17 protein-coding genes are annotated in these 15,985 nt (G+C 71.8%); 9 read left to right on the top strand and 8 right to left on the bottom strand.

Annotated elements, in window-relative coordinates; genetic code table 11:
- Positions 1-19 precede the first annotated feature (19 nt).
- The 3 genes from ACLBXX_RS15645 to ACLBXX_RS15635 all read left to right on the top strand — a co-directional run bounded on the left by ACLBXX_RS15645 (position 20) and on the right by ACLBXX_RS15635 (position 2,199).
- Complete coding sequence (locus ACLBXX_RS15645) at positions 20-1,051, top strand: LLM class flavin-dependent oxidoreductase (protein WP_387138799.1); 1,032 nt, start codon at positions 20-22, stop codon at positions 1,049-1,051.
- A 116-nt stretch (positions 1,052-1,167) separates the two neighbouring features.
- Positions 1,168-1,524 carry an SPW repeat domain-containing protein gene (locus ACLBXX_RS15640; RefSeq protein ID WP_447658789.1) on the top strand — a complete coding sequence of 119 codons (357 nt, stop codon included), beginning with the start codon at positions 1,168-1,170 and terminating at the stop codon, positions 1,522-1,524.
- 66 nt (positions 1,525-1,590) lie between these two features.
- A complete protein-coding gene (locus ACLBXX_RS15635; protein WP_447658788.1) occupies positions 1,591-2,199 on the top strand; it encodes a TetR/AcrR family transcriptional regulator in 609 nt (202 codons plus the stop codon).
- 15 nt (positions 2,200-2,214) lie between these two features.
- Here ACLBXX_RS15635 and ACLBXX_RS15630 read toward each other — a convergent pair whose 3' ends face one another.
- Positions 2,215-3,909 (bottom strand): Na+/H+ antiporter, encoded by a 1,695-nt coding sequence (locus tag ACLBXX_RS15630; RefSeq protein WP_447658787.1) that lies wholly within the window; start codon positions 3,907-3,909, stop codon positions 2,215-2,217.
- A 208-nt stretch (positions 3,910-4,117) separates the two neighbouring features.
- On the opposite strand from ACLBXX_RS15630, the gene ACLBXX_RS15625 reads away from it, so the two are divergent.
- The 3 genes from ACLBXX_RS15625 to ACLBXX_RS15615 all read left to right on the top strand — a co-directional run bounded on the left by ACLBXX_RS15625 (position 4,118) and on the right by ACLBXX_RS15615 (position 5,910).
- Positions 4,118-5,059: a helix-turn-helix domain-containing protein gene (locus tag ACLBXX_RS15625; protein WP_447658786.1), complete on the top strand. Its 942-nt coding sequence runs from the start codon at positions 4,118-4,120 to the stop codon at positions 5,057-5,059.
- A gap of 158 nt (positions 5,060-5,217) precedes the next feature.
- Complete coding sequence (locus ACLBXX_RS15620) at positions 5,218-5,493, top strand: DUF7882 family protein (protein WP_447658785.1); 276 nt, start codon at positions 5,218-5,220, stop codon at positions 5,491-5,493.
- Positions 5,494-5,574: 81 nt separating this feature from the next.
- The gene (locus tag ACLBXX_RS15615; protein ID WP_116196053.1) at positions 5,575-5,910 is read left to right on the top strand and encodes a cupin domain-containing protein; all 336 of its coding nucleotides are present in this window, start codon (positions 5,575-5,577) and stop codon (positions 5,908-5,910) included.
- A gap of 37 nt (positions 5,911-5,947) precedes the next feature.
- Here the strand turns inward: ACLBXX_RS15615 and ACLBXX_RS15610 are convergent, their stop codons facing one another.
- From ACLBXX_RS15610 to ACLBXX_RS15595, 4 genes are all read right to left on the bottom strand, one after another.
- On the bottom strand, positions 5,948-7,036 hold the full coding sequence (locus ACLBXX_RS15610) for a DNA glycosylase AlkZ-like family protein (RefSeq protein ID WP_447658784.1): 1,089 nt from the start codon (positions 7,034-7,036) through the stop codon (positions 5,948-5,950).
- A complete protein-coding gene (locus tag ACLBXX_RS15605; RefSeq protein WP_447658783.1) occupies positions 7,033-7,650 on the bottom strand; it encodes a dihydrofolate reductase family protein in 618 nt (205 codons plus the stop codon). The genes ACLBXX_RS15610 and ACLBXX_RS15605 overlap by 4 nt, the downstream gene beginning before the upstream one ends.
- 88 nt (positions 7,651-7,738) lie before the next feature.
- On the bottom strand, positions 7,739-8,971 hold the full coding sequence (locus tag ACLBXX_RS15600; RefSeq protein ID WP_447658782.1) for a glycosyltransferase: 1,233 nt from the start codon (positions 8,969-8,971) through the stop codon (positions 7,739-7,741).
- A gap of 35 nt (positions 8,972-9,006) precedes the next feature.
- Positions 9,007-9,369, bottom strand: a complete 363-nt coding sequence (locus ACLBXX_RS15595; protein WP_447658781.1) for a winged helix-turn-helix transcriptional regulator — start codon at positions 9,367-9,369, stop codon at positions 9,007-9,009.
- Positions 9,370-9,480: 111 nt separating this feature from the next.
- Here ACLBXX_RS15595 and ACLBXX_RS15590 point away from each other — a divergent pair, with 111 nt between their 5' ends.
- Positions 9,481-10,356, top strand: coding sequence for an SDR family oxidoreductase (locus ACLBXX_RS15590; protein ID WP_447658780.1), 876 nt, complete (start codon positions 9,481-9,483; stop codon positions 10,354-10,356).
- A 64-nt stretch (positions 10,357-10,420) separates the two neighbouring features.
- Here ACLBXX_RS15590 and ACLBXX_RS15585 read toward each other — a convergent pair whose 3' ends face one another.
- Positions 10,421-10,822 carry a PPOX class F420-dependent oxidoreductase gene (locus tag ACLBXX_RS15585; RefSeq protein WP_447658779.1) on the bottom strand — a complete coding sequence of 134 codons (402 nt, stop codon included), beginning with the start codon at positions 10,820-10,822 and terminating at the stop codon, positions 10,421-10,423.
- Positions 10,823-10,866: 44 nt separating this feature from the next.
- A complete protein-coding gene (locus ACLBXX_RS15580; protein ID WP_447658778.1) occupies positions 10,867-12,540 on the bottom strand; it encodes an ATP-binding cassette domain-containing protein in 1,674 nt (557 codons plus the stop codon).
- 245 nt (positions 12,541-12,785) lie between these two features.
- On the opposite strand from ACLBXX_RS15580, the gene ACLBXX_RS15575 reads away from it, so the two are divergent.
- A complete protein-coding gene (locus ACLBXX_RS15575) occupies positions 12,786-13,361 on the top strand; it encodes a DUF2510 domain-containing protein (RefSeq protein WP_447658777.1) in 576 nt (191 codons plus the stop codon).
- 10 nt (positions 13,362-13,371) lie between these two features.
- On the opposite strand, the gene ACLBXX_RS15570 is transcribed toward ACLBXX_RS15575, so the two are convergent.
- Positions 13,372-14,109 carry an NUDIX hydrolase gene (locus ACLBXX_RS15570; protein WP_447658776.1) on the bottom strand — a complete coding sequence of 246 codons (738 nt, stop codon included), beginning with the start codon at positions 14,107-14,109 and terminating at the stop codon, positions 13,372-13,374.
- Between the two features lie 152 nt (positions 14,110-14,261).
- Between ACLBXX_RS15570 and ACLBXX_RS15565 the strand changes: the two genes are divergently transcribed.
- Positions 14,262-15,890 carry an FAD-dependent oxidoreductase gene (locus ACLBXX_RS15565; RefSeq protein WP_447658775.1) on the top strand — a complete coding sequence of 543 codons (1,629 nt, stop codon included), beginning with the start codon at positions 14,262-14,264 and terminating at the stop codon, positions 15,888-15,890.
- The last annotated feature ends 95 nt before the right edge of the window (positions 15,891-15,985 follow it).

Genomic DNA, 15,985 nt, shown 5'->3' with positions numbered 1-15,985 from the left:
GCGTACGGTTGCAGACGACATGCAGCGATTCGGAACCCTCTCGTTCGGACACTACGGCCCGCTCGGCGGCGGGAGGCAGCTCACCGCCGCCGACTCGATGCTGCAGGCGATCGACCTCGCCCAGGGCATGGACGAGCTGGGGGTGAACGGCGCGTACTTCCGCGTGCACCACTTCGCGCGCCAGCAGTCCTCGCCCATGCCGCTCCTGGCCGCCATCGCCGCGCGCACCGAGAACATCGAGGTCGGCACCGGCGTCATCGACATGCGCTACGAGAACCCTCTTTACCTCGCCGAGGAGGCTGCCGCCGTCGACCTCATCTCCGACGGCAGGCTCGCGCTCGGCGTGAGCCGTGGCTCACCCGAGACGGTCGTCCGCGGCTACGAGGCGTTCGGCTACACCGGCTCGGAGGACCCGCGCGGCGCGGACCTCGCGCGCGAGCACTTCGATCTGTTCCTCCGGGCGATCGACGGCGAGGGCCTCGCGGAACGGGATGCCTCGTCCCCCTTCGGCACCGGCGCCACCGGGCTGCAGCGCATCGAGCCGCACTCCCCCGGCCTGCGCTCTCGCGTGTGGTGGGGCGCCGGCAATCGCGACTCGGCGGAATGGGCCGGCCGCACGGGCGTGAACCTCATGTCGTCCACCCTCCTCACCGAAGCCGACGGCACCCCGTTCGACCTGCTGCAGGCGCAGCAGATCGACGCGTTCCGCGCCGCGTGGCGCGAAGCCGGGCACGCCGGCGAACCGCGCGTGTCGGTGAGCAGGTCGATCTTCCCGATCACGACCGCCGAAGAGCGGATGTACTTCGGCGGGCGCCAGGACGGCGACCAGATCGGCGTGATCGACGGCATCCGCTCGACCTTCGGGAAGACGTACGCGGCGGAGCCCGACGAACTCGTCGAGCAGCTCAAGGAGGACGCCGCGATCGCCTCAGCCGACACCCTCATGCTCACGATCCCGAGCCAGCTGGGCGTCGAGTTCAACCTGCGCGTGGTCGAGTCGTTCGCGAAGTACGTCGCGCCCGAGCTCGGCTGGCAGTCCACGCGCGCCTGAATCCGGGGCATCCGCGCCATCCGTCCGCTTGGTTCTTGACCGGTCGGTCAGTCAGGCGTACCGTTCGAATCGACCCCCGATCGGGAGCCATCAGGTCTCGGAAGGAGGAGATCCGAATGAAGAAGTGGACTCGCTGGGAGGACTGGGTCGCAGCCGGAGTCGGCCTCGTGGCCGCAGTCTGCGCGTTCGCGCTGCCGCAGATGGGCGCCTCGATGCCCTGGATGCTCATCGTCGGCGTTCTGCTGATCGCCGCGGGCGTCGCCAACCTCGCCATGCCGGGGATGGTGGCGATGGAGTACGTGCAGCTGGCGCTCGGCGCCCTGCTGTTCGTGGCTCCGTGGCTCGGCGGTTACGCCAGCATGCAGTCCGGCGCCGCCTGGGTCAGCTGGATCGGCGGAGCGGTCGCGGTGATCGTCGCCGCGCTCGCCGTGAGACCCGCCATGCACATGCACGACCAGGCCATCCCGCACTGAGGTGCGAGCCGAGACGGGGGCGCCGGATCAGACCGACGCCCCCGCCGTCTTTCTCCAGGACACGACATGACCCGCAGTCGCGAAAGCCGCACGCTGATCCTCGACGCGGCCGAGCGCCTCTTCGCGGAGCGCGGCTTCGATGCCACGCCGACGATGGCGATCGCCGATCTCGCCGGCGTCCCGAAAGGGCTCCTCTTCTACTACTTCCCCACCAAGACCGATCTGCTGCGGGCGCTCGTGGGTGAGCGTCTGGACCTCGATCCGATCGACACCTCCGAACTGATCGCGCGGGGGGATCCGGCACAGACCCTGCTGAACGTGACGGACCGGCTGCGCGAACTGCAGGCGGACTCGGCGGTGCGGCGGGTCATCGTGTGGCGCGAGCACCGCACGCACCCGGAGGTGCGCGAGAAGCTCCACGACTACCGCAGTCAGCTGCAGGCGATCGTCGAGCGTGTGCTCGGCGCCAGCATCCTCCACCCGATCGCCGCCCGTCGGGTGCGCACCGCGGCTGCGGCCTGGGTCGCGATCATCACCACGCCGACGCTCCTCGACCGCGTCGGGGACGATGAGCCGATCACTGGCGAGGAGACGCCTATCGACTCCGCAGAATCGGCGGACCTGCCCGCCCTCGCGGACCTGATCACGGCGGGCCTGCGCGAGTCCGCGGCGTGACCCGCCGGAGCAGACTCAGTCGAGCACTTCGATGCCGGTGATCCGCAGCTCCTCGACATCGAGGCGCGTCTGGATCTGCGTCACCACGGCATCGTCGACCGCGCCTTCGCGGCGGAGGCGATAGAGCACCTCGCGCTTGCGGTCGAGCACCGCGATGCGCAGCCGCGAGTACTCCTCGTCACGCTCGCGGGGCGAGGGCAGCGGCGCAGGCGCCTCCAGGAGAGCCGTGGCGGTCGCGGATGCCTCGGCAGCCGTCTCCGTGCCCTCGAACCTCCGATCGAGGTCCGCGATCTGACGGTCGACCTCGGCCTGTTCGCGGGCCTGGACACGCTCGTTGTTGCGCTCGAGGTACTCGTAGTAGTCGCGCGTGAGGCGATCGCGGATCTCCTCGCTGATGCCGTGGTCGTGGGCGAGCTCCTTGACCGCGGTCAGCGCGGCACCCGTGATGGCACGTTCGGCGAGTTCCAGCTCGTGCTGCAGCGCGGAGTCGTCGGGCAGACGCGCCCACCGCACGACCACCGGCAGCAGCGGCCCCTGCACGAGGAGCGTCAGCACGATGACCCCGGCGGTGACGAAGATGATCTCGTCGCGGCCTGGGAGCGACTCCCCCGCGGCCGTGGTCAGCGGCACCGACAGCGCGATCGCCAGCGACACCGCGCCGCGGAACCCCGCGACGGCGCTCACGATGCGCGCCCGGTAGGTCGTGCGGCGCAGACGCTGGGACGGGCGTCGGTCGAGCAGGCGGATGATCATGACGGAGGTCGTCTGGAACACGAACCGCGCGACGAGCAGCACGAGCCACACGGCGACGGTCATCACCACGAGCCAGCCGATCTCGCGGCCGGGGATCTCGTGGGCCACCGCCTGCACCTCGAACCCGATCAGGACGAACAGCGAGCCGTTGAGGAGGAAGGAGCCCAGTGGCCAGGTCCACGCCGCCTGGCGGCGCGAGGCGGCCGTGCTGATGCGCGGCTGGATGTACGCGACGATGAGGCCCGCCACGACCACCGCGAGAACCCCCGACGCGTGGACGAGTTCCGCGATGAGGAACGCCGTGAACGGCACCAGCAGGAGCGCGATGTTCAGGTTGAGCGTGTTGCGGAGGCGCCGCATGACCAGGTAGGCGATCCCGGCCACGACGACGCCCGCGGCCGCGCCGCCCACGTACGACAGCAGCACCAGCCCTGTGATGTCGAGGGGCGTGTACTGCCCGCCCACCGCGACGCCGACGGCGACGCCGTAGATGACGAGCGCGGTGCCGTCGTTGGTGAGGCTCTCGGCCTTGAGGTTCATGAAGTTGCGGCGGGGCAGCATGCGGCCGAGCGCGGCCACGGCGGTGGCGTCGGTCGGGGCCACCGCTGCACCGAGGATGAGCGCGGCGTCCCACGGCAGCCCGAGCGCGTACGCGATCCCCGCGACCGCGAAGGCGCTGGCGACCACGAGCCCGGTGCTCATGAGGAAGATGCCGCGGAAGTCGCGGCGGATCGACCGCAGCGAGGTGGTCATGCTCTCCCAGAACAGCAGCACCGGGAGGAACAGCAGCAGGACGGTCTCCGGCGGCAGGACGATCTCGCGCACCTCGGGGATGAACCCGAGCGCGAGCCCCGCGACCAGGAGGAGCAGCGGCATCGCCACCCGGAACCTCGGTGCGAGGATCGCGCCGGTGAGGACGGTGATTCCGAGCAGGACGGTGACCTCGAGTCCGTTCATGAGGGCTCCCTTCAGCGCAATGATCCTCCAACCGCGAGCGCCGCGTGTGGATTCCCGGATGCTGCGATCCAGCGCCGACGCGTGACCCGGCGCCGGCCGCCCCACGCCGACCGCCGACCGCGACGCGGCGGGATAGAGTAGCGAGATTGCCGCGTACTCGCCCTACGCGCGGAGCGGGCACTCGCCTGCACGCTGATACGGGGGAACGTTGGGCGAGCTGCTGAAGTTTGCGTCGCGCGAGGTCGGCGACGTCGAGGAGACATGGCGCCGCTTCGTGCCGTCGGCCGCGCTGCAGAAGGTCGACCCGCGCACGTTCGGCTTCTCGTGGACGTCGGCGGCGCTGTCCGGCTTCTCCCTCGTCAGCTATCGCCTGAGTGCGTCGGTCCAGTCCGCCATCGAACCGGACGATCAGATGATGGCCTGCCGCGTCGCGTCTCGCGGCGCGTGGGTGGGCACACCCCGCGGAGACCTGAACGCCGGCCTGCCGTGGCTCGCCCTCGACGGGCCGACGTCGGCTCGCTGGCGGCAGCAGGCCGATGTGCGCGCCTTCGTGTTCGACCGGGCGGAGGCCGAGGACGACGCCCGACGCATGACCGGCGACGACAGGTTCTCCCTGCGGTCGGCGACGGTGGGATCTTCCCCGGTCGATCGCGATTTCGCCACGCACTGGGAGCGCGTCTTCCAGCACGTCGCGAGCACCCTGTTCGCGGGCGTGCCGACCTCCGCGATCGTCGAGGCGGAACTGCGGCGCCATGCGCTGCACACCACGCTCGCCGCTTTCTCCCCCGCGTTCATGACCGCTCTCGAGCGCTCCACGCAGCGCACCGCGGCGCCCCGGACCGTTCGCCGCGCGATCGCGTACATGGAGCAGCATGCGCACGAGGCGATCACCATCGACGACGTGGCGCTGGCCGCCGACATCTCCCCGCGCGGACTGCAGTACGCCTTCCGTCGCGCTCTGGACCAGACCCCGATGGAGTATCTGCGCACGCAGCGCCTCGCCGGAGCGCATGCGGAACTGCAGGTCGCGACAGGCGCATCGGTCGCCGAGATCGCCCAGCGCTGGGGATTCGCAAGCGCGTCGCGGTTCGCGCGCCACTACCGCGACGCGTACGGACGATCGCCGCGCCAGACGATGCGCGGTCACTGAGCCGTTTCGTTTCGAGTGCCGCGCTTTCGCGCGACGACCAGCAGCCCCGGGCCGCAGTCGGTCCGCCTGAGAGGCTCTCTCTGGGCGGAGGGCCCGTGAAGGAGGCACGTGGGCAAGTTCATCTACGAAGGAGGCATCCGGCGGAGTTCGATGATCGGGTGCTCTCGCACCTCCAGGTCGCGATCGGCACCAAACTGCGCCGCAACGAACCCTTCTTCTTCACGTGGGCCGGCGACGTCAGCACCGGCGGCGGCCGCACCACGATCTGGGTGCACGCGGGGGCCAGCCTCGTCTTCTCCTTCTACGGAGGGCGGCCGGCGAAGACCAACCGCACGTGGCTCGAGGCGCTGATGCGCACCGCGAACTCCCCGGCCGGTCTTCACGTCGTGCCCGAACCTCCCGACGAAGGGGGCTCGGCGGAATCGGTCGGCTGAGCCTGATCCCGGACTGAACCCTGTCTCCACGACGACCTGCGCGGGTAGACTCCGGCCAGTCGAGCGATGGAGGCGACGCGGATGGACAGCACGGATCTGGCCGATCTGATCGACGACCTGACCGCGAAGGCGCGCGATGCGTCGAGCGGGCGCGCCGCACGCACCATCCGCGGCGGGCATGAGCACGCCCTGCGCGAGACCGTCATCGCGCTGCGCGCCGGGCACGAACTCGCTGAGCACGAGAGCCCGCACGAAGCCACGCTGCAGGTGCTGCGTGGGCGCGTACGCCTCATCGCCGGCGACGACGCCTGGGACGGGGCATCCGGTGATCACCTCACGGTTCCGCCGCAGCGCCACAGCCTCGCGGCGCTCGAGGACTCGGTCGTGCTGCTGACCGTCTCGAACCGCGTGCCCTGACTCTCGGCCCCGGCGTCCCGCCGCCTGGGCCCACCCGTCAGGGCAGACCCGTGACGGCCACCCCGAGCCATTCCGCGAGTTCGGCGATCTCGGCGCGCACCATCTCGGACTCCTCGGGCTCGAACGGCAGGAACTCGTGCAGGGCGTTGATCTTGAGCACCTCGCGCTCGCGGTCGACTTCCGCGTCGAGCATGCCGACGAACCGGTCGCCCATCAGGATCGGGTGGGCGAAGAAGCCGTACCGCCGCTGGGCCTTCGGCTTGAACTGCTCGAGCACGTAGGTGAACTCGAATGCCTCCTCGAGGCGCTTCCGGTCGAAGAGCAGGCTGTCGTACGGATTCAGGAAGGCGACACGACCGCCGGAGTCCTCCTCGCCGAGCGCGGCGAGGGCTTCGGGGTCGACGCGGTACTTCGTGGTGCTGCCCTCGATGACGGCGGGCTCACCGGAGTCCTTCGCGACGCCGCTCCAGTACCAGTGGGGTTTCGTGAGCCCCGCCGACTGGAGCCGGCGCGCCGCCAGCAGTGCCGCGGCCTCATCGTCCGCGTACTCGGGCAGGTCCTGCGGGTAGACGCGCTCGGCGAGGTCCCACACGCGATGCCGACCCTCACGGCGGGTGACCGCGACTTCGCCCTGGCGCAGCAGGAAGTCGAGCATGTGGGGCACCTGGTTCGATCCCGACCAGCCGTCGGGCGCGCGGCTCACCTGCGCCGTATCGGGGATGTCGCTCGCGAGCAGCGGGCCCTCGGCACGCAGCCGTACGAGCACGTCGGCGCGGAATCCGGCGTTCGCCTCGAGCCATTGCCGGCTGCTCTCGCGCTGCGGCCACCGGCGCATGGCCGGAAGCATGAGGGGCAGCAGGCTCGTCGGCCGGAATGTGCCGTCGAACTCGAAGAGCAGCCGGTCGTCCTCGACGACCTTGCGCAATTGCCCGGGCTCGTACGACCAGCCGATGCGCGACCACAGCACGGTGTGCTCGCAGGGCGCGATCGTCGCGGTCGGGTCGATCTTGATGTAGCCGAGCTGCTCGGCCACCTCGACGACGTCGCCCGGGCGCTCCGCGTCGAGCAGCTGCGCGCGCACCACGACGCGCCGCGCCTGATCCCGCGTGAGCTGATGCGCCGTCACGCGGAGTCCGCGGCTTCCGCCGGAAGCACGCGGTACCGGACATGCGTGACGAGCGATGACGTCCGGCCCGAGATCTGCTCGAGCCGGTACGGGCCGATCCCGTCGAAGAGGCGCAGCCCGCCCCCGATGATGCTCGGCGAGATCTGCAGCGCCAGCTCGTCGACGAGCCCGGCGGCCAGATAGGCGTTCGTCGTCGACACGCCACCCGCAACGTGGACGTCGCGGTCGCCTGCCGCGTCGCGCGCGCGATCCAGCGCCGCGTGGATGCCGTCGGTCACGAAGTGGAAGGTGGTTCCCCCCTCCATCTCGATCGAGGCCCGCGGGTAGTGCGTCAGCACGAAGACGGGGGCGTGATAGGGCGGGTTCGGCCCCCACCAGCCCCGCCAGTCGCGGTCCCACGCGCCCCGCACCGGCCCGAACATGTGGCGTCCCATGATGAACGCGCCGGCGTCGACGATCGCGTCGATCTCGGGGCGGTTCTCGTCGGGCGTCTCGAACATCCAGCGGTGCAGCGCGTCCTCGGGCACCTCGCCGAACGGGCGCTCCTCGGTCTGATGGACTCCGGCGCCGATCCCGTCGAGCGAGAGCGACATCGTGGCGACGACGGCGGGCATGCGAACCTCCGATGGGACGTACGGTCGCGCCCCACGCTAGCCCGCGGCGGCGACAGCCCGACAGCCCCCGTCTCAACCCTGCGGGCGGTCAGGCCCGCGTCGCGATGCTCTTCTCGATGACGCGAGCGGATGCTGCAGCACCGTCCTCGTTCGCGGAGGCGGCGCGCACGCGCTCGGCCGCGGTGCGCATCCCGTCGTCTGCCAGGAGCCGCCGCACGGCGTCCGCGAGCGCGGGCGTGCCCGCCTGCTTCGGCGTCAGCGCGAGCGCGTTGCCCTGCCTGACGCACTGGTCGACGTTCCAGACCTGCTCGGGCTGGAGCCCCATGCCCACGAACGGGATTCCGGCAGCGCAGGCCGTCTGCACGGTTCCCTGCCCGCCGTGGAGCACCGCCGCGTCGACGAGCCCGCCGAGGCGGTGCGCCGGCAGGAGCCCGGTCACGTGGACGTTCGGAGGCAGGGCGTCGTCGTCCCGCAGGTAGTGCTGCACCGGCGCGATCACATTCACGGAGAGCGTCCCCAGCTGGGATGCGGCCGCGAGCACCATCTCCCGGTTCGCCGACGAGCCGAGCCCGAGGTAGACGAGCGGCTCGGACCGCTCCGCGAGCTCGGTCACGATGGGCGGCATCGGCGCGTCGATATGGGCGAAGATCGGCCCGACCCGCTGGTAGGCGGCGGGAAGCGTGTAGCCCTCGAGCTCCCAGGGCATCACGGTGAGCAGGTTGTGGTCGGCCTCGAGCAGCGACACCACGGTCGTGAGAGGCGGCACGCCGTTGGCCTTCGCGACCCGGCCGAACGCCCGGGGCGCGAGCGGCAGCCGGTTGTACGCCAGGCGCAGCGCGCTCGTCGCCACGCGGTCGAGCGCGTGGGCGATCCGGCCGCTCCCCCGCACCATCCCGAGTCGCGCGGTCTGGGCGACCTGCGGGCGAGTCAGCGCGAACGGCACGGCATAGAACAACGGCACCTTCTCCGCCCGCGCCGAGATCATCGACGTCACGTTCGATCCGATCACGACGGCTGCGGCATCCGTCTGCCGGATCAGCGCGCGCTCGGCGTCCACCCGCGCGGACACCAGCTCGTCGGTGAGCGGACTGCGCAGCGTCTTGCCCTGGTCGAACCGCATCAGCTGCTCGCGCTGCGCGGCGCTCATCGAAGGCTCGGTCGAGCGGTAGTCGAAGCCCGCGTCGGTGATCAGGTGCGCGAAGTCCGGCTCGTACCCCATGAACACGGGCCGATGCGCAGGATCGAGGGCCCGCGCCACCTCGATCATGCGCGTCACCTCGGCGAGGTTGAACGTCACGGGGCAGAAGAGGACGGTCGCCATGCCGTCATCCTGGCAGGCGGGCAGCCCGGGGCGTCTCAGCGCTCGACGATGTCGCCCGCGTGGACGCCGATCCACGCCATGAGCGGCATCATGCGCTCCATCAGCTCGTCGCCAAGTGATGTCAGGGAGTACTCGACGCGCGGCGGCACCTCGGGATAAGACGTGCGCGCGACGAAGCCGTCCTTCTCGAGCGTGCGCAGCGTCGAGGCGAGCATCTTCTCGCTGATGCCCTCGACGGTGCGACGCAGCTCGCCCCACCGGATCGTGCCTTCGGTGAGGGCCATGAGCACGAGCACACCCCACTTGCTCATGACGTGATCGAGGACGACCCGCGTCGGGCACGCCTCGTCGAAGACGCCGGGAATCTCCGCCCGGATTTCCGCAAAACTCACCACCACGTGGGTACCTTACCTCAAAGTGGGTACCCTCCGACTGGAATGCGGTCGGGCTCCGAGCACGTTGGCGTCCGGTGAGCGCGCCCCGAGCGCCTCCCCACCGAAAGGACACCCATGACCATCCTCGTGACCGCCGCCGGCGGACAGCTCGGCCACCTCGTCATCGATGCGCTCCTCGAGCGCGGCGTCGCCCCGGCGGACATCGTCGCCGGCGCCCGCACGACCTCGAAGGTCGCGGATCTGGTGGACCGCGGCATCCGTGTCCTCCCGCTCGACTACAACGCCCCCGAGACCGTCGCCGCTGCGCTCGAGGGCGTCGACGCCGTGCTGCTCATCTCGGGATCCGAGCCCGGCCGCCGCTACGAGGGACACGTGAACGTGATCGATGCGGCGAAGGCCGCCGGCACTGCGAAGGTCGTGTACACGAGCCTCGCGCACGCCGACTCCGTCGACTTCGTGCTCGCGCCCGAGCACAAGGCGACCGAGGAGTACCTCGCCGCCAGCGGCGTGCCCGCCGTCGTGCTGCGGAACAACTGGTACACCGAGAACTACACGCCCGACGTGCTGCGCGCCGCCGAGACGGGTGTGGTCGCCGCGTCCGTCGGCGACGCGACCGTCGCCGCCGCGAGCCGTGCCGACTACGCCGAGGCCGCGGCCGTCGTGCTCACCGAGGACGGCCACCTGGGCCGCACGTACGAGCTCTCGGGCGACACCGCCGTGTCGTACGCCGACCTCGCCGCGGCGGCCGCCGAGGTGCTCGGCCGCGAGGTCGCCTATGTGCCGGTCTCTCGCGAGCAGCTCGAGGCGGCCCTCGCCGAGGCGGGGCTCGATGGCGGCACGGTCGGCTTCGTCGCCGAGATGGAGGCCGGCATCGCGCGCGGCGTCCTGGCCGACGCCGACCCGACGCTCGCGCGCCTCCTCGGCCGCCCCACCACGCCGGTGGCCGATGGTCTCCGCGCCGCCGTGGAGGCCTCGCGCGTCAACGCCTGACCCGACCACCCGAGGGGGGTGGCTGCTGCAGCCGCAGGATCCACCCCCCTCGTCGTTGCGCGCCCTACTGCTGGGTCGCGCGGTCGATCGACATGACGAGGATCACGCGGTCCTCCTTGTCGCGGGGCGGCGTGGAGCTCGGGTTGCCGTAGCGGTTCTGCAGCCGCACGTAGAACGCTCCGTCGGGGTCGGGGACGACGTCGACGAGCGTGCCCGCGACCTCGAGGTACCGGAACGGCGAGTCGGGATCGAGGATCGACAGCGACATCGACGGGTTGTGCTGCAGGTTGCGGTACTTCTGCCGGTAGTTCGTGTGCGTGAAGCGCACGTGCTCGCCGTCGAACTCGAACCACATCGGGTTGACCTGCACGGTGTCGTTGGGCCGGATGGTCCCGAGGTGCGCGTACACCGGGAGCTCGAGCAGGTGGCGGCGGTCAGCGGGGACGATGTCGTCGACGTGGGGCATGGCTCCAGTCTGCCGTGGCCCCGGCGGGCGCGGGTCGAACGACGTCACACGCGCACCCCCAGGTCGATCCGGTCCCACTCGCCGACGTCGCGGAGCAGCTGCCGGTCGTGCGTGGACACGACCACGGCCGCATCCGTCGCCTGCAGCGCCGCCGTCAACTCGTCGACGAGCGTGAACGAGAGGTGGTTCGTGGGCTCGTCGAGGAGCAGCACGTGCGGACGCACCGCGAGGGCGAGAGCGAGATCGAGCCTGCGCACCTGCCCCATCGACAGCTCCCCGACGCGGCGCCCGGTCTCCCGCGACGTGAGCAGCCCGAGCGCACTCAGCCCCGTCGCCTGCGACGCCGCGAGCGCGCCCGACGCGACCGCCTTCCCGATCCGCTCGTCGTAGAGCTCCGACGCACGCCGGTCGGGATCGAGCACGGACTCCTGACGCAGCAGGGAGAGACGGATGCTGCCGCCCCGGCGCACCACGCCCGCCAGGGCACCCGCCTCCGGGGCTGCGGCGTCCGCGTCGTGGGAGTCGACGGCGCCGGCCAGCGCCGCCAGCAGCGTCGACTTGCCGGCGCCGTTGGGGCCGGTGACGACGACCCGCGCGCCGCTGTGGAGCACCAGCGAGACAGGCCGTGGCGTCCGTCCGTCCAGATGCACGTCCTCGGCGACCAGCAGCGCCGCCCCACCGCGGGACGGGAGCGCCGGGAATGCGAACCGCATCGGCGGCGGAGGCACGGTGACCGCATGCGCCTCGAGCGCGGTGCGGCGGCGGTGCACCGTCTGCGTGATGCCGGCGGCGCGGGTGGCCCGGCCGTGCTTCGGCGATCCCTTCTCCGGCCGCCAGCCGGTCACGAGCCGGTTCTGCGCGGCGCTCAGGTCGTCCTGCAGCCGTGTCCGCTCGGCCTGCTCGCGGTCGTACAGCTGCTCCCAGCGCTCGCGCTCGGCCTCGCGCCCTTCGCGGTAGGCGTCGAAGCCGCCGTACACGCGCGGACGATCGTCGGACGTCGGGTCGAGGTCGACGAACGTGTCGGCCACATCGGCGAGCAGTGCACGATCGTGGCTGACGACGACGATGCCGCCGGCCCGCTCGCGCAGCTGCGCCGTGAGGAAGTCGAGGCTGTGCCGGTCGAGGTGGTTGGTCGGCTCGTCCAGCAGCAGGAAGTCGTGGTCCGCGCCCAGCAGGCACGCGAGACGCACGCGATAGCGCTGCCCCACGGAGAGTTCCGCAAGCGGCCTCGTGCGGTCCGTCTCGGCACCGAGCGCCTCGAGCGCGACCTCGACGCGCCGCTCGGCGTCCCAGGCGTCCAGCGCGACGGCGCGGTCGAGCGCCTCGGCGTACGCGTCGGCGGCGGCGCCCGTCGGGTCATCCGTGCTGAGGGCGACGGATGCCTCGTCCAACGCATGGAGAGCGGCGAGGGCGTCCGCGATGGCCTCGGCCACGGCGTCGCCCACCGTGCGACGATCGCCCTTCGGCATCTCCTGCTCGGCGAGCGCGAGGGTGCCCACGCGCGCGATGTCGCCCGCGTCGGGCACGAGCACGCCGGCGAGCAGGTGCAGCAGCGTGGACTTGCCGCGGCCGTTCTCGCCGACGATCGCCATGCGCGAGGAGGGCGTGACCACGAGATCGACGTCGTTCAGGATCCGGTTGTCCGCACGCGAGAACGAGACGCGCGCGGCGGTGAGCTGCGCGCGGTCGCGCGCAGGAGTGTGCGTGAGGGAAGGCATGTGGTGTGTCCACTTCCGAGACCGAGGTCTCTGCGGGCACGCCGAGCCCGGAGGCGCGCGCGTGCGGATGATCTGACGGAAGGCCCGGGAAGGGCCGGATGCTGCGGGCACGCGTCGCTCGGATGACTCGACGAGCGACGTGCGGGCGTGGCCGCGCCGTCGGATCAGATGAAGAAGTAGAAATGCACGGGTCGAGCATAGCCGCCCCGGCTGGACACCGCCCGGGCACGAACTACGCTCGGACCATGGCGACGCAGCCCGCACCGGGGTGGTACGACGACGGCTCAGGCAAGCAGCGCTGGTGGGACGGCACGCACTGGACCGACCAGTACATCGACCTGCGCGAGCGCGACACCGAGTTGCGGACGGACGCCGGCCCGGCCGCCTCCGGCCCGGCGCAGCCAGGCTGGTACGACGACCAGCGCGGGCGCACCCGCTGGTGGGACGGCCGGCGCTGGACCGGCGAGGTGCGGTACAGCGGCCAGGAGCAGGACTTCGCCGGCGTGGTCATCGACGGCCGGTGGATCCACCTCGGCGACCTGAGCCAGCCGGTGAGAGAGGTCGCCGCCTCGGCGGACTCGGGCGATGCGCTGCTGCGACGCCCGGAGTTCACGAAGGCGGCGGTCGAGCGGCGGATGTTCGGGCCGGCCGGGCCCATCACGCCGCGCACGCTCAACCGGGCGATCAACCGTGCCGCGCCGCACCTCGTGGTCGCCGGCTCGCAGCTGTGGGTCGTGCCGTTCCCGCCGGCGCGCGATGCCGAGGCGCGGCGCTTCATCACCTGGGTGAACAGCAGCGCCGATCACTACCGCTACCGCTGACGGCCCGTCGTCAGTCGGGAACCGTGAGGGGGAGCTCCCGCTCCTCGTCCCACGGCTCGGTCCAGCCGAGGCGGTCGAACAGCGCGTCGAGCACCATGCCGGTGAACCCCCACACCAGGTGCTCTCCGGTCGCATGCCGCACCAGGAATCCCGGGCCCCGCCACTCCTCGCCGCCGCGGCGGATCACCGTGACGCCCCGGTTCCCCGGGTTCAGCAGGTCGGCGACGGGCGCGCGGAAGACGTCGGCGGACTCCGCCTCGTCGACGACGCGGACCGGTGACGGATGCCGCCACCACGCCAGCACCGGAGTCACCACGTGCTGCGAGAAGGCGAGGGGGATGTCGATGAGCTCGCCGAGCACCTCCACACCGGCGGGGTCGAGGCCGGTCTCCTCATGCGCCTCGCGCAGCGCCGCGGCTACGGGGCCGTCGTCGCCCGGATCGAGACGGCCCCCTGGGAACGCGACCTGGCCCGGGTGCGCGCGCAGCGTGGTCGCGCGCGACAGGAGCAGGACGTCGAGGTCTCGCGACACCGCGTGGGCCTGCGCGTCGTGGTCGCTGGGGAGCGTGTCGAGCACCCCGAAGAGCATGAGCACCGCCGCCGGGCGGGGATCGGCGGGTGAGGGCAGATCGAGCAGCGCGCCCGCGCCGGTCGCGGACGCGTCGGCGAGCGCGGCGAGCTGGGCACGCGCACCGAGGGCATGACCCGGACGTGCCTCGCCGGTCTGCGGAGTCGACGGCTGCGGCATCCGTTCAGGCTACGCCGCATCGACGACACGCGGTCGCTGCTGAGGGAACCTCCTGTTGACCGCCGCTCGGCCGTGCCGCTACGTTCGCCCCGTGGCGCACCGGCGCCATCGGGCGCACCGCGCCCCGTGTGCCTGCGCTGCTGGGGAGCCGCATGATCACCGTCGAAGGCCTGCGGGCCCTGCACGTCTTCGCCGAGGTGCCCGACGCGGGCCTCGCCTACCTCGCCGGCGCGGTCGAAGACATCCGGCTCGTGACGGGCGAGTACTTCGCGCACGAGGGCGACGCTCGGGCCCTGTTCGTCGTGGTCGAGGGGCTGGCCGAGATCACGAAGATGGTCAACGGCGAGGAGCGCGTGATCGGCACTCGCCGGCCGGGCCAGTTCTTCGGCGAGGTGCCGATGACCCTCAGCACGCCGTTTCCGGCGAGCGGCCGCGCCGGGGAGCCGACGCGGGTGCTCAAGCTCGAGCCCGCGGTCTACTACTCCCTCGCCGCGGCCGCGCCGTCGGTGCCGGACCGGGTCGCGGGGCTCGCGCGGCGCTACCTGGACTCGCTGCAGACGATGGCCGCCGAGCAGCACGAGTACGAGGTGCGGCTCATCCATCCACGGCGCAGCGCCCGAGCGCATCGCGTGGTCGGGTTCCTCACGCGCAACCAGGTCGACTTCGAGCGCGTGGACGTGGATGCCGCCGCCGATGCCGCGCAGTACCCCGTGCTGGAGCTCGCGAGCGGCGCGCGGTTCGAGAATCCGACGATGCGGCAGATCGCCGAGGCGGTCGGGCTCGATGTGACGCCCGCGGCGGGCCACTACGACGTCGTGATCCTGGGTGCCGGCCCCGCCGGTCTCACCGCCGCGGTGAACGCCGCCGCCGAAGGGCTGCGGACGCTCGTCGTGGAGACCTTCGCCCCTGGCGGCCAGGCGGGCACCTCGACGCGGATCGAGAACTACACAGGCTTCCCGTTCGGCATCTCGGGCGACGACCTCGCGAGACGGGCCTTCACCCAGGCCAAGCGGCTCGGCGCCGAGATCGTGGTCACGCGCACGGTCGAGGCACTGGACCCCGAGACGCGCGAGCTGACGCTCGACGGCGGCGACGTCGTGCGCGCCGAGGTCGTCATCCTCGCGATGGGCGTGGTGTGGCGCACGCTGCCCGTCGAGGGGGTCGAACGGTTCCTCGGCAGCGGCGTCTACTACGGCGCCGCGCGCAGCGACTCGGCGGTGGCGCAGGGTGCGGACGTCTGCATCATCGGCGCCGGGAACTCGGCCGGGCAGGCCGCGCTGTTCTTCAGCCGGCACGCACGGTCCGTCACGATGCTCGTGCGCGGCGAGTCGCTCGAGGCGAGCATGTCGCGCTACCTCATCGACCAGATCGCGGCGATCCCGGCCATCCTCGTCGAGACCCGCAGCGAGGTGGTCGGACTGCACGGCGCCGATGCGCTCCGGGCGGCCGACATCGCCGACCGGCGCACGGGCGCCGTCGCGGAGCGCGACGTGGACGTGCTCTTCGTCATGATCGGCGCCGACGCCGAGACCGCGTGGCTCCCGGCGGAGATCGCCCGCGACGCGCGCGGATTCGTGCTCACCGGAGCGGATGCGGCGGAGTCAGGCGCACGGCGCGAGGCGCGCCGCCCGTTCGCCCTCGAGACGACCGTGCCCGGCGTCTTCGCGATCGGCGACGTGCGCTCAGGGTCGGTCAAGCGCGTCGTCGCCGGCGTGGGCGAGGGCGGCGCCGCGATCGCGTTCACGCACCAGTACCTCGCGCTCGGCGCGGCCGGCACCTGACCGCGCGCACAGAATCGGAGGTCCTGCTCGACGCGCCGGGGCGCAGCATCCATTTCCCGGCGTGTCGCCGAAAACCTCCGACGCTGTGTTGCCGG

Source organism: Microbacterium sp. C23T (assembly GCF_053345975.1).
The sequence above is the reverse complement of the archived record's forward strand: the minus strand, read 5'-3'. Positions and strand labels throughout refer to the sequence as shown.

Coding starts and splice junctions, on each gene's coding strand:
- ACLBXX_RS15645 (WP_387138799.1), top strand. CDS start 20: ATGCAGCGATTCGGAACCCTCTCGTTCGGACACTACGGCCCGCTCGGC.
- ACLBXX_RS15640 (WP_447658789.1), top strand. CDS start 1,168: ATGAAGAAGTGGACTCGCTGGGAGGACTGGGTCGCAGCCGGAGTCGGC.
- ACLBXX_RS15635 (WP_447658788.1), top strand. CDS start 1,591: ATGACCCGCAGTCGCGAAAGCCGCACGCTGATCCTCGACGCGGCCGAG.
- ACLBXX_RS15630 (WP_447658787.1), bottom strand. CDS start 3,909: ATGAACGGACTCGAGGTCACCGTCCTGCTCGGAATCACCGTCCTCACC.
- ACLBXX_RS15615 (WP_116196053.1), top strand. CDS start 5,575: ATGGACAGCACGGATCTGGCCGATCTGATCGACGACCTGACCGCGAAG.
- ACLBXX_RS15605 (WP_447658783.1), bottom strand. CDS start 7,650: ATGCCCGCCGTCGTCGCCACGATGTCGCTCTCGCTCGACGGGATCGGC.
- ACLBXX_RS15600 (WP_447658782.1), bottom strand. CDS start 8,971: ATGGCGACCGTCCTCTTCTGCCCCGTGACGTTCAACCTCGCCGAGGTG.
- ACLBXX_RS15590 (WP_447658780.1), top strand. CDS start 9,481: ATGACCATCCTCGTGACCGCCGCCGGCGGACAGCTCGGCCACCTCGTC.
- ACLBXX_RS15585 (WP_447658779.1), bottom strand. CDS start 10,822: ATGCCCCACGTCGACGACATCGTCCCCGCTGACCGCCGCCACCTGCTC.
- ACLBXX_RS15580 (WP_447658778.1), bottom strand. CDS start 12,540: ATGCCTTCCCTCACGCACACTCCTGCGCGCGACCGCGCGCAGCTCACC.
- ACLBXX_RS15575 (WP_447658777.1), top strand. CDS start 12,786: ATGGCGACGCAGCCCGCACCGGGGTGGTACGACGACGGCTCAGGCAAG.
- ACLBXX_RS15570 (WP_447658776.1), bottom strand. CDS start 14,109: ATGCCGCAGCCGTCGACTCCGCAGACCGGCGAGGCACGTCCGGGTCAT.
- ACLBXX_RS15565 (WP_447658775.1), top strand. CDS start 14,262: ATGATCACCGTCGAAGGCCTGCGGGCCCTGCACGTCTTCGCCGAGGTG.